The following is a 16,984-nucleotide window of genomic DNA, read 5'->3' on the forward strand; positions in this document are numbered from 1 at the left end:
CGCAAGCCCGGCCGTGCGCTTTCCCCTCGTGGACAGGCCTCACGGCCCAGTAGCGAGAGCAAAAACAGATGAGCATCCGGGGCCTGTCTCTGCGCCCCCGAACCTTGACTTCCGGCGGCCCATGGTCCTTAACCCGCTGACGACAGGCACCTGTGCGTGACGCGCGCCGGATGCCCCCTATCCCGGCCCGAGCATTACCGGTGAACCTCGGCTCACCAGAGAATATCCGGCCATTGCTTTTCCGCATGTCCTGCACCGAGACTTTCACATCTCGGCTGGACCTGCCTGAGATCGGCCCGCCTGATGACACTACACATCTCTCCCGTGAAAACCGGCCTCGGCCGGCGGTCGCACATCGCGCAATGGTCGCTGTTGCTGGTTCTCTCCCTCGCGATTGCCGGCGGCATCGAAGCGCTCGGCATCCCGGCAGCGCTCCTGATGGGGCCGATGGTTGCCGGCGGCATCGTCGGGCTGAACAGCGGCACCATTCGTCTCAACCGCGTGCTCGTACTCGCCTGCCAAACGCTCATCGGCACCATGATCGCGGGCTCCATCACCGGCGACATCGTCGGTACCTTCCTAGGGAACTGGCCCCTCTTTCTCGGCATCGTCGTCTGCGTCATCACCATGAGCACGCTCAGCGGCTACATGATCACCCGGCTCAACGTGCTGCCGGGCACCACCGCCATCTGGGGCTGTTCGGCGGGCGCGGCCACCACGATGATGGTCATGGCCGAGGCCTATGGCGCCGATGTGCGGCTGGTCGCCTTCATGCAATATCTGCGCGTGGTCTTCGTCGCCGCCGCGGCCGCGCTCGTCGCCCGCTACTGGGCAGGGATTGAAGGCGGTACCACCGCGATCGTCTGGTTCGAACCGGTCGCCGCCCTCTCGCTGGCACAGACGCTCGCCGTTGCTGTCTTCGGGGGGCTTCTCGGCTGGTACCTGCGTATCCCCGCCGGCGTTCTCCTGATGCCCTTCCTCATCGGCGGACTGCTCAGCGTCACCGGCAGCGTTCACATCCACCTGCCCGAATGGCTGCTCGCCATCAGCTATGCCGCGCTCGGCTGGAATATCGGCCTCGGCTTCACGCGGCCCGTCATCGCCCATGCCCGCCGCGTCCTCCTGCCGACCGTCGCTTCCATCCTCGTGCTGATGGGCATTTCGGGCATCCTCGCCTTCATCCTGACGCAGACAGCAGGCATCGATCCGCTGACCGCCTATCTCGCGACCAGTCCAGGCGGCATGGACTCGATCGCCATCATCGCGGCATCCAGCAATGTCGACATTTCTTTCGTCATGGCCTTGCAGACGGCGCGGCTGCTCCTCGTCATGGCCATGGGTCCACCGCTCGCTCGCTTCGTCGCCAAGCGCGCCGGTGCCCGGCCGCCCCTCGGCTGAGGCCTCTTCCGTCCGACCGGCATGCGCCTATATCCCTCTGAAGACACAGAGAGGATGCGCCCGATGACCACGACTTTGCCCAGCACCACCTTCCCGAACGGTCTGTCCGTTCCCGTTCTCGGTCAAGGCACCTGGCACATGGGCGAAAGTCCGGCCTCTCGCACGGACGAAGTGTCGAGCCTCAGACTGGGGCTTGATCTCGGCCTGACGCTGATCGACACCGCGGAAATGTATGCCGATGGCGGTGCGGAACAGGTGGTGGGCGAAGCCATTGCGGGCCGTCGCGACGACGCCTTCATCGTCAGCAAGGTCCTGCCGTCGAACGCCGCGCGAGCAAAGACGTTGCGCGCCTGCGAGGACAGCCTGAAGCGGCTCGGCACCGACCATATCGATCTCTACCTCCTGCACTGGCGCGGCGGCGTTCCCCTGTCCGAAACGGTGGAGGCATTCGAGCGTCTGCAGCAGGACGGCAAGATCCGTGCCTGGGGCGTCTCCAACTTCGATGTCGATGATATGGAAGAGGTCGAGGAACTGGCGCCGGGCAGGATGGCGACCAATCAGGTTCTCTATAACCTGTCGCGCCGCGGCATCGCCTTCGATCTCGTGCCCTGGTGCGCAGAGCGGCGTGTGCCGATCATGGCCTATTCGCCACTGGATGAGGGACGTCTCCTCGGCAACCCCACCTTGAAGCGCGTTGCTGCCGCGCATGGCGCGACGGTCGCCCAGATCGCGCTCGCTTTCGTGCTCGCAACACCGGATATCATCGCCATACCGAAGACGGGTCGCCCCGACCGCATCCGCGACAATCTCGCTGCCCTGGACATTCGGTTGACGGACGAGGATATGGCAACACTGGATGCTGCCTTCCCACCTCCATCGCGAAAACGGTCCCTCGAAATGATCTGAACGACAAGGGCCGCGCCTCCTCACGAAGACGCGGCCCTTGTTCTTGAATCGCTACGTGAGGCGCCGGATTCTGTATTCGCAAAACCCGCCTCAAGCACCTGAAATACCAAACTTAATTACATGCCCTGCGCACCGCGGTTCATCGCGGCGATGCCGGTGCGGCAGACTTCCAGAAGTCCGAGCGGCTTCATGACGGCAACGAACTGGTCGATCTTCGACGACTTGCCGGTGATCTCCAGAATGAAATGCTCCACCGTCGCATCCACCACCTTCGCCTGAAACGCATCGGCGAGCCGCAACGTTTCCGCCCGGTTTTCACCCGTTCCCTTGACCTTGACCAGCGCAACCTCCCGCTCGATCGGCCGGTCATGCCCAAGCGAGCCGGCACGCACCGTCAGATCCACGACGCGATGAACCGGCACCAGCCGCTCAAGCTGCGACTTGATCTGCTCCAGCACATGCGGCGTGCCGCGTGTGACGATCGTGATGCGCGACAGGTGCGCCTCATGTTCGGTCTCCGACACGGTGAGGCTTTCGATATTGTAGCCGCGCCCGGAAAACAGCCCGATCACCCGCGCCAGAACACCCGGCTCGTTGGCCACCAGAACGGACAGCGTATGCTTCTCCGCGATCTCGGTTTCCTTGGCGATGAAATAGGCTGAGCCGGTCGGCTGCAGATGGGCGTTCATGGTCTGGTTCCGTTTCCTCTAGAGTGTATCTGCCAGTTCGACGCTGGCATCGGGTATAAGCTTCTTTGCAAGGCGCACGAGATCGCGGTCGAAGGTGACGAAGGGCATGGTTTCATCCGTCAGGCAGAGATGCACCGCATCAGCGAAATCCATGCCATAGGAGTGAAGATCGAGAACTCTCGCCAGCGCGTCTGGACGCTCGATTTGGACCACCTCTTCGATCAGCATGGATCTGAATACGTCGTTGATCCGCAGTGAATCTATCTTGAAGACTTTTCGCAGCACCCACTCTGCTTCCAATAACACTGTCCACAGGACAGAAAACCGAGAGGTCTTGAAAAGGCGCTCAACGATCTCGTTCTGCTCGGTGTCATCAAGGACCAGCAGCCGGACAAGAACATTGGTATCAATCGACAGCGTTTTCATCGACGTCTTTGCCCCACCGTCGCTGAACCCCGTCCCACCGCCGTTTTGCCTCATCAAGAATGGCTTTATCAATCATTTCGTCGGTAATCGGCGGACCTTCGTACCTGATCCGCTTTGCCAAAAGGGCCTCCATGGCCATTTTCCGCTTGTTCATCGTTTCCGGCGAAACCGCAGGCACAGGCTCCACGATCAACCTGCCCGAACTCTCCGTGATCTCCACTTCGGATCCCGGAAAGAGCCCCACAGCGTCGCGGAGTGCCCGCGGTAGTTCCACCATTCCGGTCTCCGACATCCTTGCTCTCGCCATAGCCTCACCTCTCCGAAACGGGACGCGCCCAATCTACCGCGTCCCGCCCATCCAATCAAACGAGCTGGCGGCCCTTGGCGTCGATCGCTGTCGCAACCGCTTCGTCCGTGGCTTCGTCCGGCAGCAGCATTTCGTTATGTGCCTTACCCGAAGGGATCATCGGGAAGCAGTTGGCAAGATTTGCGACACGGCAGTCGAAGATGACGGGCGCGGGGCTGTCGATCATGCGCAGGATCGCATCGTCCAGTTCACCCGGCTTTTCGCAGCGAATGCCGACGCCACCATAGGCTTCCGCCAGCTTGACGAAGTCCGGCATGGCCTCCGTGTAGGAATTCGAGAGCCGATTGCCGTGCAGCAGCTGCTGCCACTGGCGCACCATGCCCATATACTGGTTGTTGAGGATGAAGATCTTGACCGGCAGCCCATACTGGACCGCGCAGGACATTTCCTGAATGCACATCTGGATCGACGCATCGCCCGCGATATCGATGACGAGGCTGTCGGGATGCGCGACCTGAACGCCGATGGCGGCCGGGAAACCATAACCCATCGTACCGAGGCCGCCCGACGTCATCCAGCGGTTCGGCGCTTCGAAGCCATAGAACTGTGCCGCCCACATCTGGTGCTGGCCGACTTCGGTGGTGATGTAGGTGTCGCGATCCTTCGTCAGCGCATGCAGACGCTGAATAGCGTATTGCGGCATGATGACGTCGTCGCTCGGCTTGTAGGACAGCGACTTGCGGCCGCGCCAGCGCGCGATGTCGCCCCACCAGTCCTTGAGCCGCGCTTTGTCGACATCAGCCGACCCGGCATGCCACAGGCGAACCATCTCCTCCAGAACCCGGCCGACATCGCCGGCGATCGGAACATCGACGCGAACGATCTTGTTGATCGAGGACGGATCGATATCGATATGGATCTTCTTGGAATTCGGCGAGAAGGCGTTCAGCCGGCCGGTGATCCGGTCATCGAAACGCGCTCCGATGCAGATCATGACATCGGCATCGTGCATGGCCATATTGGCCTCGTAGGTGCCGTGCATGCCCAGCATGCCGAGCCAGTTGGTGCCGGAAGCCGGGTAGCAGCCGAGCCCCATCAGGGTCGAAGTGATCGGGAAATTCGTCAGCGAAACCAGTTCGCGCAACAGCCGCGTTGCCTCGTCGCCCGAGTTGATGACGCCACCGCCGGAATAGATGACCGGACGGCGCGCCGTCTTCATCAGCGCAACGGCTTCCTCGATCCGGCGAATATCGCCCTCCACCTTCGGCTGGTAGCTGGTCTGGATCGGAACGGCGGAAGGCGGCGTATAGGTGCCCGTAGCAAACTGGATATCCTTGGGGATATCGACCAGAACCGGGCCGGGACGACCGGACCGCGCAATGCGGAACGCCTCGTGAATCGTGGCTGCCAGCTCGTTGACGTCCTTGACCAGCCAGTTGTGCTTGGTGCAGGGCCGGGTGATACCGACGGTGTCGCACTCCTGGAAAGCGTCCGAGCCGATCAGCGAGCTTGGGACTTGACCCGAGAGGCAGACGAGCGGGATCGAATCCATCAGCGCGTCCTGCAGCGGGGTTACCGCATTCGTGGCGCCGGGGCCGGAGGTGACGAGCATGACGCCGACCTTGCCGGTAGAGCGGGCATATCCTTCGGCCATATGGCCGGCGCCCTGCTCGTGACGGACGAGGATGTGCTTGATGTCTTCCTGCTGGTGGATCTCGTCATAGATCGGGAGAACGGCACCGCCGGGATAGCCGAAGATGACCTCGACGCCATTGTCCTTGAGTGCGCGCAGAACGATTTCCGCGCCCGTCATTCTGTTATCCCTGCTCGCTGCATCCATTTCGCTATCTCCGCCCGACATGTCTCGATCCTGTGCTCTGCTTGTTCGAAGGCATAAAAAAAGGCCCCGTCAGGAGCCTTGGTTTGCGCATGGGTGGCTGTCGCCGGATGGTTACACCATCCTGCCCATGCGCGATCCCACCACAAGAATGATTGCTTGAATGTTCATGGGGCGCACTGATACCGGCATTCGGCCGTGCCGTCAACGCTTTTTACACCTTTGCCGGGCGGGAGCCGCTTGGGATATGAAGGCGTCCCGGCGCCCTACAGTCTTCCGCGAAATCGAAAATAGCCAAAGAGAAACATATTCTTAAAGTCCCTCGTTTACATTTCGCCACGTAAGCGGGGTTACGACGTGGTAAACAACGAACTTCAGGCCGAGGGCCGCACAGCGGAGGCGGACAGGCGCGACACGGTCGCACGGGGCAATCGTTTCCTCGGTCGCGTCATCGCCTGCAATGGCTCCCATGCGACTATTGCAGCCCTTGCGGAAAACGGTGAGACGTCCCTCACGGAACTCTGGTCCGTCGGGCGGCTGGTCTCCATCACCGTCGGCGTCAATCGCGTCGTCGCCCTCGTCTCCTCCATGCGCACGAGCGACGACAACTGGGCGGAGCAGCAGGACAATATCTTTCGGATCGACGTGGAACTCGTGGGCGAGGTCCGTGTCGATATCGACGGGCGAGAAGCCTTTTCCGCCGGCATCAGCCAGTATCCCTATCTCGGCGCCATCGCGCACCGCATCCGCACGGCCGACCTCGCCCGCATCTACGATACCGGCCGCGGCGGCAGCTTTTCCATCGGCAAGCTGACGCAGGACGAAAGCCTGGATGCGGCGATCCACATTCCCTCCATGCTCTCGAAGCATTTCGCCGTCGTCGGCACCACCGGCGTCGGCAAATCCACAGCCGTGACGCTGCTCCTGCGCAAGGCGATCGAGGCCGATCCCAAGCTGCGCATTCTCATCCTCGACCCGCACAACGAGTTCGCAGCCGCCTTCCCCGACCATGCCGTCGTCATCGACACCGACACGCTGGACCTGCCATTCTGGCTGATGCGGCTTGAGGAATTCGCGGAAGTCGTCTTCCGGGGACGCCCTGCCATTGCCGAGGAACTCGACATCCTCCGCGATCTCATTCCTGACGCCAAGAAGGGTTTCAAGGGCGATGGCGGCCTGATGCGGCGGCAGACGGAGAAGAGCTCTCTGACGGCGGATACGCCGGTCCCCTATCGCATCGCCGACCTGATGGCGCTGATCGACGAGCGCATCGGCCGTCTGGAAGGGCGCACCGAAAAGCCGGCGCTCCGCTCGCTGAAAGTCCGCATCATGGCGGCGGTCAACGACCCGCGCTACACCTTCATGTTCTCCTCCAACACGATCAACGACACCATCCTGGAGACCATCGCCAAGATCTTTCGCATCCCCGGCGATGGTCGCCCCATCACCACGTTCCAGCTAGCGGGTATCCCCTCGGAAGTCGTCAATTCGGTCGCGTCGGTGCTCTGCCGCATGGCGTTCGAAATCGGTCTGTGGAGCAATGGCGGCGTCCACATGCTCGTCGTCTGTGAGGAGGCGCACCGCTACGTCCCGTCCGACCAGTCGCTCGGCTTCCTGCCAACGCGCCAGGCCATCGCCCGCATCGCCAAAGAAGGCCGAAAATACGGCGTTTCTCTCGGCATGATCACACAGCGCCCCGGCGAACTCGATCCGACGATCCTCTCGCAGTGCTCGACGGTCTTTGCCATGCGCCTGTCGAACGATCGCGACCAGGACATCATCCGCTCGGCCATTCCGGATTCCTCCGTCTCGACCATGAGCTTTCTGTCCTCGATCGGAAACGGCGAGGCTATCGCCTTCGGTGAGGCCGTTTCCGTGCCGATGCGCATGCGATTCGAGCGGATACCGGAGAGCCGCCTGCCGAAGGCGGCCGGCGGGCTGATAAAGGCCGACGACGACACGCCTGCCAATGTGGACCTGCGCACGATCGTCGCGCGGATGCGCGCAAGCTCCGGCGGCGAGACGACGCCATACGCGGTGAGCCCTTCGGGAGCCGGCAGCCTCTCCTTCAGCGACAGCATCGAGCCACCGCCGCTCCCGCCTCGTGCACCCGAGCGGCAAGAAAGCCAGAACCGAGCGGAAACACCGGCAAGTTCGGAAAGGCTCGAAAGCTATCGCCCGGACATGCTGCCGCGCGTCGAGCCGCAGCACCCCGACCCCCTCTCCAATCCGCAGGCCGACCGCTTCAATGCCTATCGCCGACAGATCCTCGGCGGCGAAACCGATCGTCGCCCACCGGATGTGCCGGTTCCCCAGGCGCTGGACGACCTGTCAGCGCCCACGCGGGCACCGTCCCTTCGCGAAACCCTGCTCAGGAAGCCGCTCGGCAGCATGATCCGCAAATAGGCCGACACCGATGAAACGGCTTGGTCAAGGCACCACCCGCTCCCAGCTCTCGTCCAGCTGATTGCGAAACCACGTCATCTGCCGCTTGGCATATTGCCGCGTCGCGGCCGACGCGGTCTCGATGACGCCGCGCCGGTCCATTTCTCCGCGCAGCATTGCCGCGATCTGCGGCACGCCGATCGCCTTCATGGCCGTCAGATCGGGTGACAGGTGTTTCGCCAGCAGACACGCGACCTCGTCGATTGCGCCCTGATCCAGCATCGTCTCGAAGCGTCGGTTGATCCGTCGCCGAAGTTCGTCCCGCTCCGGCAGCACGACCATCTTCAACGCCCTGTCCGGATCGACCACCATCGCGCCGCGCGTGGCTTGAAAACCGCGGATTGACCGGCCGCTCGCCTCGAAGATTTCGAGAGCCCGGACGATGCGCTGCCCGTCCCCGGGCTTCAGCACGGCCGCCGTTTCGGGATCGCGTTCGGCAAGCCGAGCATGCAGCGGGCCAGGCCCTTCCGCCTGAAGGCGGGCTCGCAGCCGCGACCGGATCTCGTCCGGCACATCCGGCATCTCCGACAGCCCGCCCGTCAGCGCCCTGAAATAGAGCCCGGTGCCGCCAACGATGACGGGCACACGCCCCTGCGCGTGAAGCTGGCCCAGAAGCACGGTCGCCTCTCGCAGCCATTCGCCGGTGGAATAGACTTGTCCGGCCGGCACATGCCCGTAGAGCCTGTGCGGCACCCCGTCCATGTCGACCTCCGAGGGCCGCGCCGTCAGCACGCGGAGCGTATCATAGACCTGCATGCTGTCGGCATTGACGACCACGCCGCCATGCGCCTGCGCCAGCCGAACGGCCAGCGCGGACTTGCCGCTGGCAGTCGGTCCCGTTATCAGGATCGTGTCCTGTCCTCTTTCAAGGTTTTTCATCATGGCTCTCGTTGCCACGCTTGTCGCCAATCCGTCAAATCCGGTGCTGAGCGCGGCTCTCGGTGAAAAGGCCGCAGCGGCCGTTCAGGCGTCCGGTCTCTACTGGCTTGCCGACGGAGTCGCCTGCGATATCGCCCTGCGCGACGGCACCGACCCGGCCGAGGCCGAGCGGCAATTGCGCGATGCCGTTGCCGGACAGCCGATCGACGTCATCGTGCAGGATGCGGAAATGCGGCGCAAGCGCCTGCTGATCGCCGACATGGATTCGACCATGATCGGGCAGGAGTGCATCGACGAACTCGCAGCCGAAGTCGGCTTGAAGGAACAGGTCGCGACCATCACCGCGCGGGCCATGAACGGCGAGATCGCCTTCGAACCGGCCTTGATCGAACGCGTCGGCCTGCTGAAGGGCCTGCCGATCAGCGTCGTGGATGATGTGATCGCCAAGCACATCACGCTGACGCCCGGCGGAATCGAGCTGGTCGCAACCATGAAAGCGAAGGGCGCCTATACCGCCCTCGTCTCCGGCGGCTTTACCGTCTTCACAGGCCCCATCGGCAGCCAAATCGGCTTTGACGAGAACCGCGCCAACCGGCTGGTGGTCGAGAACGGCATTCTCGACGGGACCGTGGAGGAGCCGATCCTCGGCCGGCAGGCGAAGGTCGATGCGCTGATCGAGATCACGGAACGGCTCGGCATCACGCCGGAAGATGCGATGGCGGTGGGCGATGGCGCCAACGATCTCGGCATGATCAAACTTGCCGGCTCGGGCGTCGCCCTGCACGCGAAACCGACAGTCTCTGCCGAAGCGAAGATCCGCATCGACCATGGCGACCTCACCGCGCTCCTCTACATCCAGGGCTACCGCAAAACGGATTTCATTACCCCCACCGGTCGCGCATGATCATTACAGAAACAGAACGCCTTCGCATCCGCAACTGGCAGGACTCGGATCGCGATCTCTTCTTCGAGATCAACAACGATCCCGAGGTCATGACGTTCTTCCCGTTCCGCCGGGATCGCGCGGATGCCGACGCCCTGTTCGAGCGGAACCGGCAGGCGATCGCAGAAGCAGGCTATGGCTTCTTCGCGCTGGCCCTGAAGGAGACGGATGAGCCTATCGGCTTCTGCGGTCTCGCCATTCCGGATCTCGCGCCGATCCTGCCGGTCGGCACCGTCGAGATCGGCTGGCGCCTGGCGCGGCGCCACTGGTCGAAAGGCTATGTGACGGAGGCGGCAAGCGCCCTGCTTGCCTTCGGGTTCGAGATGCGCGGCGTAGACGAGATCGTTTCCTTCGCGGTCACTGACAACCATCGCTCGATCGCGGTGATGCGGCGCATCGGCCTTATCCGCGCTATCGATGGGGACTTCGACCACCCGCGTGTGCCGGACACGCATCCGCACCTGAAACGCCACGTACTCTATCGAATGAAGCGCCCGGAGTGATCGTGGGCCTCCCATCGGAGGCCCATCGTTTCCGACGCGATCTCGTGGCTATTCGATGCGCACCGTGACGAAGCGAAGCTCGCCTGTCTTGTTGGAGATCATCAGCAAGGCGTTGCGGCGTCCATCGGCCTTCAGTTCCTCGATCCGTGCGGTCACGTCCTCGGGTGTCTTCATGGCTTCCTGACCGATCTCCACGATCACATCGCCCGCCGTAATCCGCCGCTCGGCGGCGGCCGAGCTTTGGGCAACCTCGGTGATGACGACACCTTCGACATCGTCTCCGATGCCGAAGCTCCGGCGGTTCGGGGCCTCCAGCAAGGCTAGCTTCATGCCGAGCACCTCGTCAGACTTCGGCAGATCGGCAGCCGGTGGCTCCGCCTGGTCGGTGCCTTCCTGGCTGCCCGCACCGCCCTCTCCCTCGCCCTTGGTTGCCGGCGCGTCGTCCGCGGACCCCGGCGCCTCATCTGTAGACGCCTCGGCGCTCGCAACGTCGGCATCTTCCAGCCGGCCGAGCGTGACCTGCACGGTCATCTCCTTGCCATCCCGGATAACGATGACGTCCACGGCCTTGCCGACCGGGCTTTCTGCCACCACCCGCGGCAGATCGCGCATCTCCGCAACGTCCCGACCGTCGAATTTTGTGATGACGTCGCCGGATTTGATCTCACCCTTCGAAATCGGGCCGCCCTCGATGATGCCGGCGACCAGTGCGCCGCGCGGCGTGTCCATGCCGAGGCTCTCGGCGATATCGTCGGTGACCGGCTGGATGCGGACACCGAGCCAGCCACGCCGGGTCTCGCCGAAATCCTTCAGCTGGGTAATGACGTTGGACGCAAGCTCCGTCGGCACGGAGAAGCCGATGCCGATCGAGCCTCCGGAGGGCGAGATAATCGCCGTGTTGATGCCGATCACCTCGCCCTTCATGTTGAAGAGAGGCCCGCCCGAATTGCCGCGGTTGATGGCAGCATCCGTCTGGATGAAATTGTCGTAGGGACCGGCGTTGATGTTGCGCCCGCGGGCTGAAATGATGCCGACGGTGACCGTACCGCCGAGACCGAACGGATTGCCGATCGCCATCACCCAGTCGCCGATCCGCATCGTGCGGCTGTCGCCGAGCGGCACCGCCGTCAAAGGCTTCTTCGGCTCGACCTTCAGCACCGCAAGGTCGGTCTTGGTATCCGTTCCGATCAGCTTCGCCTTCAGCTTCGAACCGTTAGCGAAATTGACCTCGATATCGTCAGCACCCTCGATGACGTGGTTGTTGGTGACGATGTAGCCGGTGGGGTCGATGACGAAGCCGGAGCCGAGCGATTCGACCTTGCGGCCGGGCGCACCCTGCCCATCCTGGCCCTTGAAGAATTCATCGAAGAAATCCTGGAAGGGCGAGCCCTGTGGCACCTTCGGCATCGGTGCGTCGTCGTCCGTCTTCACGTTCTGCGAGGTGGAAATGTTGACGACGGCATCCAGAAGCCCGGCAGCAAGATCGGCCACCGAATCCGGACCCTGGGCGGCGCGTCCCGACGGGGCGATGGAGGGCGACGGCTGCGGCGGAACCGGGAGCGGCCCGGTCGCCGCTGGCGGCGCGATCGGCTTGGCGACCTGCGCCGCTGCCTCGAAAGGACCTGCGAAAACGAGAGCCGTCGACAGGGCAAGCGCCGCCGTCCGGGTGAAGCTGGAGCGGTGTGATCCCATGAAGTCCTCGTTTCGGAAAAATAGGCCGTCGGTTCGCCGGTACCTTACCGGCAGCACGGCGGAAGGAAAAGCCTCGGGCGAGACAGACCCACGGTGCGGGAGCAGATAGAGGCAAGGCAGACAGTCCGAATTCCTGCACGCCCATGGAAGCGAAGATAAGGCGCACGCCCGACCCGTCCAGTCATCTTTTCGTTATGGCCTGTATGCGACGAGGCACCGCATACCGTTCGGTGCCGCAGGCCCTTGCGTCGGCACCGCCCGGGCGTCATAAGCGGCGAAACGCACACGCAGGCGCGGGGGCGCGCCAGAGGAGATACAACCATGGGCATCGTCGTCAGGGACAGCAACGGAACCGAACTCGCCGATGGCGACTCGGTGACGCTGATCAAGGACCTCAAGGTCAAGGGCACATCCGTCACGCTGAAGCGCGGCACGCTGGTCAAGAACATACGCCTGACCGACGACCCGGCGGAAGTCGAATGCAATGCGGAAAAGGTCAAGGGTCTCGTGCTGCGGACGGAATTCCTCAAGAAGGCCTGATTAAACCAAGATTGACGGCGCTCGGGATAATCCCGCTCAGACCATGACCTCATGGCCGTGGGCCTTGAGCGCGGCAACCGCCTTGTCGAGGTCGGAACCGAGGATGAAGATGTAATCGGTGCTGAAGGTCGAGTTCGCAAACAGGCCGACACCGGCCGTCGACAGCGGCTCAAGCACGGACGACAGAATGCCGGGAATATCGAAAGCGAAGTGCTCTTCGATCCGGAGGCACCGCCAGCCATTTGACGATATAACCCCTGTCGGCACGCGTGCGGCGCGACAGACGAGCGTGATTTCCTCGCGCGACGAGGAGACCGACCAGAAGCCGGCGCCCTGCAGCCATTCCGGCAGCGGCGAGCCGACATTCAGCCGGGTGATCGAATATTCGGCTTCAACCAGCCGGATCAGCAGTTTGCGAGACATTCATACCCCTCGATACGCCAGCGCCAGAGAAAAGACCTTCGACATCAGGCCTGACGGGCGGCAAGCGTTGTGGACGTAACGTCTGCTGCGCTCGGGCAGCAGGTCAAACCATTCGGTGAGGGCCGGACATGGGAGATGCGCCGCCCTGCAAGCTTGCCCTGCCATCCCTAGCGCATGCCGTCAAGAAAGAAGGGGCCGGCATCGCTGCCGGCCCCTTCTTTTATCCTGTGGTCCGTTTTGGCTCAGTTCGCAGCAGGCGTCGCCGGAGTGGCCGGTGCAGCAGGAGTCGCTGGAGCCGCGGACGGCAAGGGCGTACCTTGCGAACTGTTGAAGAAGCGGAAGAACTCCGAGTCCGGCGAAATCACGAGTGTCGTCTCCGGGCTTGCGATCGCTGCGCTGTAAGCGGTCATCGAGCGGTAGAACTCGAAGAAGCTCGGATCGCGCGCAAAGGCTTCCGCAAACACGCGCGTCCGTTCGGCTTCGCCTTCACCGCGCAGGATTTCCGCATCACGCTGCGCGTCGGCCACGATCTCGACGACCTGACGGTCGGCGATGGCGCGACGGCGTTGGCTTTCCTCGTTACCGCGCGCACGGATCAACTCCGCTTCGGCCAGACGTTCCGCCTTCATGCGGTCGAAGGTCTGCTGCGAGACTTCCTGCGTCAGGTCGGTCCGGCGGATGCGAACGTCTTGAATGTTGAGACCGAGCGATTCGGCATCGGTCTTCAGATCGGCACGGACTTCCCGCATCATCGACGCGCGCTCTTCGGAAAGAGCCGATTCGAAGCCGCGAAGACCGTAGACGCGACGCAGCGACGAATCGAGACGCGTGCGAAGGCGAGCTTCGGCGGAGGACCGGTCACCGGACACCGTTTCGCGGAAGCGGCGTGGATCCTGGATACGGTAGACCACGAAGGCATCGACCTCGTAGAATTTACCGCCGGAAACCTGCACGCGGATATTGTCGAGGTCGAAGCGCAGGGCCTGATCCTCGACATACTGGACGCGATCGGCATCCATGAAGGCAAAGGGCAGCTTGAAATAGAGGCCCGGCTCGGTCTTCACGTCCTGGATCTGACCGAAGCGGACGACGACCGCCTGCTGGCGTTCGGTGACGACGAAGACCGAGGAATAGACGGCCATCAGGATGACCGCGAAAGCGATCAGGAAATAGGGAAGACGGCTATTCATCAGTTGCTTCCTCCGACCTGCGGGGCCGGTCGGCCGATTTCGGTGAGCGGCAGGTAGGGCAGCACGCCCTGGCCGTTCTTCTCGTCCAGAATGACCTTTTTGGACTTGCCGAGAACCTCCTGCATGGTTTCCAGATAGAGACGCTTGCGCGTCACGTCTGGAGCCTGCGCATAGGCATCGTAGACCGAGACGAAGCGCTGCGCCTCACCCTCGGCTTCCTTGACGACTCGGTCCTTGTAGGCCGCCGCCTCTTCGCGGTTCTGAGCCGCCTGACCGCGGGCACGACCGAGCACCTGGTTGGCGTACTGGTTGGATTCCTCGACGAAGCGATCCTCGTCCTGCTCGGCGCGCTGCACCTCGTCGAATGCATCGGCAACCTCGCGCGGCGGAGCCGCATCCTCGATCGCAACGGTGTTGACGGAGATACCGGCGCCGTAGGTGTCCATGGTCGCCTGGATCGTCGCCTTCACGTCCTGCGCGATCGCCTGACGGTTGTCGCGGAAGATATCCTGTGCCGGACGACGGCCGACGACCTCGCGCATGGCGCTTTCGGCGACCTGCTGCAGGGTGTTGGCGGGATCCTCGACGTTGAAGAGATAGGCCTTCGGGTCGGTGACCGAGAACAGCACCGAGAACTGGACGTTCACGATGTTCTGGTCGCCCGACAGCATCAGGCCGGCAGACGACGGATCGGCCGAGACCGACTTGCTGCCGATGTTCTGCTGCTGCTCGGTGACCTTGACCAGTTCGACGGTTTCCAGCGGCCAGAAATGATAATGCAGGCCCGGCATGGAGATCTCTTCCTTCGGCTTGCCGAAGCGCATCTCGACGCCACGCTCGTCCGGCTGGACGGTGTAGACGGAATTGATGAGGATGAAGCCGATGATGAGCAGGCCGATGATCGCGGCCACGCCGCCGTTGAAACCGCCGGGAACGACGTTCTTCAGCTGGTCCTGGCCCCGGCGCAAGATCTCCTCGAGATCCGGCGGACCGCCATTGCCACGGCCGCCGCCGCCGCCACGCGGGCGGTTGGGACCTTGACCCCAGGGGCCTTTGTTTCCACCACCGCCGTTACCGCCGCCGCCCCAAGGACCACCGCCGCCGCCGTTCTGATTGCTCCAGGGCATTCATACCTCTTTCGTTACACTCCCACCTCCGGCAATCGGCGGAACCGACTGGGAAGTAAACCCGTTATAGGGATCGCCCCGAGGCCTTTCAACGCGGCGCGTCATAACTTTGGCGTTAACAAGGCAATTTCGTTCCGTTTATCGCTAAAGTTCGAGCGAACCGATGCGGGTCCCCATCGCGATGCCGATTCGCCGCTGCCATGTCGTGAATACGACGCCATGGCTGTCCTTCTCGCCACGCGGCGGGGAAACCTCGGAAATCTTTTGGAATATCGAAGCGTCGATCTCCGGAAAGACGGTATCGCCATCGAGGTCGGCCTCGACCACGGTCATATGGATGATGTCGGCAAAGGACATTGCATCACGATAGACCTGACCGCCGCCGATGATGCAGACCTCGTCTACGCCAAGAGAAGCCGCCTTCTCCCCCGCCAGCTTCAAGCCGTCCTCCAGTGAACGAACTCGCTCGGCACCGTCAGGCGCAAAGGTCTCGTCGCGCGTGATAACGATGTTCGGACGGCCCGGCAGCGGGCGGCCGATCGATTGCCACGTCTTGCGACCCATCACAACCGGTCGCCCGAGCGTCAACGCCTTGAAATGCTTGAGGTCAGTCGGCAGCCGCCAGGGCATGTCCCCGTCCCGGCCGATCACGCCATTCCGCGCGGCAGCCACCACGATGACGATCTTTGCAGCCGTCATACCGCGATCGGCGCCCGGATCGCCGCTTCGGCCTCGTAGCCGACGAGTTCGAAATCCTCGTAGCGAAACGCGAACAGGTCCTTCACGTCGGGGTTCAGCCGCATGACCGGCAGCGCCTTCGGCGTCCGGGTCAACTGCAGCCGCGCCTGCTCGAAGTGGTTGCTGTAGATATGCGCGTCTCCGAGCGTGTGCACGAAATCTCCCGGCTGCAGCCCCGTCACCTGCGCCACCATCAGTGTCAGCAGGGCGTAGGAGGCGATGTTGAACGGAATGCCGAGGAAGATATCGCCGGATCGCTGATAAAGCTGGCAGGACAGCTTTCCATCGGACACGTAGAACTGGAACAGGCAATGGCACGGTGGCAGCGCCATTTCATCCACCAAAGCCGGGTTCCAGGCCGAAACGATATGCCGGCGGGAATGCGGATTGGTCTTCAGTCCTTCCACCAGTTGCGCGATCTGGTCGATATGCCGCCCGTCGGGTGCCGGCCACGAACGCCACTGATAGCCGTAGACCGGCCCAAGATCGCCGGCCGCGTCGGCCCATTCGTCCCATATACTGACGCCGTTTTCCTTGAGATAGGCGATGTTCGTATCGCCACGGAGAAACCACAAAAGCTCGTGGACGATCGAGCGCAGATGCAGTTTCTTCGTTGTGAGAACTGGAAAGCCCTCCGCAAGGTCGAACCGCATCTGGTAGCCGAACACCGAGCGCGTGCCCGTTCCGGTCCGGTCGCTGCGGTCGGAGCCAGTGTCCATCACATGGCGAAGGAGGTCGAGATATTGTTTCATGATCGGCGTGTCCGCGAACTTCGAGTTCGCCTGAGGATAAGACCTGTGGTGCTCGTGCGATAGACCCGGAAGCCCATTCTCCAAAGCGAACTGCCGGTACCTTGGCGATTTACGTCTCCCGGTCTACTGTAGCGACACTCGCTCGTGTTGCCGTCCTGCGGAGATCGGTCACAGGCCTGACATTCATGC

At 62.9% G+C, this 16,984-nt stretch carries 17 protein-coding genes; 6 read left to right on the forward strand and 11 right to left on the reverse strand.

Features of this window, described 5'->3' with window-relative positions:
• The first annotated feature begins 303 nt into the window (after window positions 1-303).
• Together GA0004734_RS13120 and GA0004734_RS13125 are read left to right on the forward strand one after the other, a co-directional pair.
• Window positions 304-1,398 carry an AbrB family transcriptional regulator gene (locus GA0004734_RS13120; RefSeq protein ID WP_092934321.1) on the forward strand — a complete coding sequence of 365 codons (1,095 nt, stop codon included), beginning with the start codon at window positions 304-306 and terminating at the stop codon, window positions 1,396-1,398.
• Window positions 1,399-1,461: 63 nt separating this feature from the next.
• Window positions 1,462-2,304 (forward strand): aldo/keto reductase, encoded by an 843-nt coding sequence (locus tag GA0004734_RS13125; RefSeq protein WP_092934323.1) that lies wholly within the window; start codon window positions 1,462-1,464, stop codon window positions 2,302-2,304.
• 116 nt (window positions 2,305-2,420) lie between these two features.
• On the opposite strand, the gene ilvN is transcribed toward GA0004734_RS13125, so the two are convergent.
• The 4 genes from ilvN to GA0004734_RS13145 form a co-directional block, all read right to left on the reverse strand.
• Window positions 2,421-2,993 carry an acetolactate synthase small subunit gene (gene ilvN, locus GA0004734_RS13130; protein WP_092934325.1) on the reverse strand — a complete coding sequence of 191 codons (573 nt, stop codon included), beginning with the start codon at window positions 2,991-2,993 and terminating at the stop codon, window positions 2,421-2,423.
• A gap of 18 nt (window positions 2,994-3,011) precedes the next feature.
• The gene (locus GA0004734_RS13135; protein WP_175386349.1) at window positions 3,012-3,419 is read right to left on the reverse strand and encodes a type II toxin-antitoxin system VapC family toxin; all 408 of its coding nucleotides are present in this window, start codon (window positions 3,417-3,419) and stop codon (window positions 3,012-3,014) included.
• On the reverse strand, window positions 3,400-3,696 hold the full coding sequence (locus GA0004734_RS13140) for an AbrB/MazE/SpoVT family DNA-binding domain-containing protein (protein ID WP_175386351.1): 297 nt from the start codon (window positions 3,694-3,696) through the stop codon (window positions 3,400-3,402). Before GA0004734_RS13140 ends, GA0004734_RS13135 begins: the two co-directional genes overlap by 20 nt.
• Window positions 3,697-3,781: 85 nt before the next feature.
• On the reverse strand, window positions 3,782-5,587 hold the full coding sequence (locus GA0004734_RS13145; RefSeq protein WP_175386353.1) for an acetolactate synthase 3 large subunit: 1,806 nt from the start codon (window positions 5,585-5,587) through the stop codon (window positions 3,782-3,784).
• A gap of 333 nt (window positions 5,588-5,920) precedes the next feature.
• On the opposite strand from GA0004734_RS13145, the gene GA0004734_RS13150 reads away from it, so the two are divergent.
• Window positions 5,921-7,969 carry an ATP-binding protein gene (locus tag GA0004734_RS13150; RefSeq protein ID WP_092934331.1) on the forward strand — a complete coding sequence of 683 codons (2,049 nt, stop codon included), beginning with the start codon at window positions 5,921-5,923 and terminating at the stop codon, window positions 7,967-7,969.
• 24 nt (window positions 7,970-7,993) lie between these two features.
• Here GA0004734_RS13150 and miaA read toward each other — a convergent pair whose 3' ends face one another.
• Window positions 7,994-8,887, reverse strand: coding sequence for a tRNA (adenosine(37)-N6)-dimethylallyltransferase MiaA (gene miaA, locus GA0004734_RS13155; RefSeq protein WP_175386491.1), 894 nt, complete (start codon window positions 8,885-8,887; stop codon window positions 7,994-7,996).
• Between the two features lies 1 nt (window position 8,888).
• Between miaA and serB the strand changes: the two genes are divergently transcribed.
• Both serB and GA0004734_RS13165 read left to right on the forward strand, forming a co-directional pair.
• On the forward strand, window positions 8,889-9,791 hold the full coding sequence (gene serB, locus GA0004734_RS13160; protein ID WP_092934335.1) for a phosphoserine phosphatase SerB: 903 nt from the start codon (window positions 8,889-8,891) through the stop codon (window positions 9,789-9,791).
• Entirely contained in the window at window positions 9,788-10,333 is a 546-nt protein-coding gene (locus GA0004734_RS13165; protein WP_092934337.1) for a GNAT family N-acetyltransferase, read from the forward strand. Before serB ends, GA0004734_RS13165 begins: the two co-directional genes overlap by 4 nt.
• Before the next feature lie 48 nt (window positions 10,334-10,381).
• On the opposite strand, the gene GA0004734_RS13170 is transcribed toward GA0004734_RS13165, so the two are convergent.
• Entirely contained in the window at window positions 10,382-12,025 is a 1,644-nt protein-coding gene (locus GA0004734_RS13170) for a DegQ family serine endoprotease (protein WP_245292416.1), read from the reverse strand.
• A 321-nt stretch (window positions 12,026-12,346) separates the two neighbouring features.
• Between GA0004734_RS13170 and GA0004734_RS13175 the strand changes: the two genes are divergently transcribed.
• On the forward strand, window positions 12,347-12,565 hold the full coding sequence (locus GA0004734_RS13175) for an alkylphosphonate utilization protein (RefSeq protein ID WP_092934339.1): 219 nt from the start codon (window positions 12,347-12,349) through the stop codon (window positions 12,563-12,565).
• A 36-nt stretch (window positions 12,566-12,601) separates the two neighbouring features.
• Here the strand turns inward: GA0004734_RS13175 and GA0004734_RS13180 are convergent, their stop codons facing one another.
• The 5 genes from GA0004734_RS13180 to GA0004734_RS13200 form a co-directional block, all read right to left on the reverse strand.
• Entirely contained in the window at window positions 12,602-12,988 is a 387-nt protein-coding gene (locus GA0004734_RS13180; protein WP_092934341.1) for an ACT domain-containing protein, read from the reverse strand.
• Window positions 12,989-13,230: 242 nt separating this feature from the next.
• Window positions 13,231-14,181 carry a protease modulator HflC gene (locus GA0004734_RS13185; RefSeq protein WP_092934343.1) on the reverse strand — a complete coding sequence of 317 codons (951 nt, stop codon included), beginning with the start codon at window positions 14,179-14,181 and terminating at the stop codon, window positions 13,231-13,233.
• Complete coding sequence (gene hflK / locus GA0004734_RS13190; RefSeq protein WP_092934345.1) at window positions 14,178-15,305, reverse strand: FtsH protease activity modulator HflK; 1,128 nt, start codon at window positions 15,303-15,305, stop codon at window positions 14,178-14,180. Before hflK ends, GA0004734_RS13185 begins: the two co-directional genes overlap by 4 nt.
• A 144-nt stretch (window positions 15,306-15,449) precedes the next feature.
• Window positions 15,450-16,004, reverse strand: coding sequence for a dihydrofolate reductase (locus tag GA0004734_RS13195; RefSeq protein ID WP_092934347.1), 555 nt, complete (start codon window positions 16,002-16,004; stop codon window positions 15,450-15,452).
• Window positions 16,001-16,795: a thymidylate synthase gene (locus GA0004734_RS13200; protein ID WP_092934349.1), complete on the reverse strand. Its 795-nt coding sequence runs from the start codon at window positions 16,793-16,795 to the stop codon at window positions 16,001-16,003. The genes GA0004734_RS13195 and GA0004734_RS13200 overlap by 4 nt, the downstream gene beginning before the upstream one ends.
• Window positions 16,796-16,984 lie beyond the last annotated feature (189 nt).

The sequence above is a fragment of the Rhizobium sp. 9140 genome (genome assembly GCF_900067135.1).
Taxonomy (GTDB): Bacteria; Pseudomonadota; Alphaproteobacteria; order Rhizobiales; family Rhizobiaceae; genus Ferranicluibacter.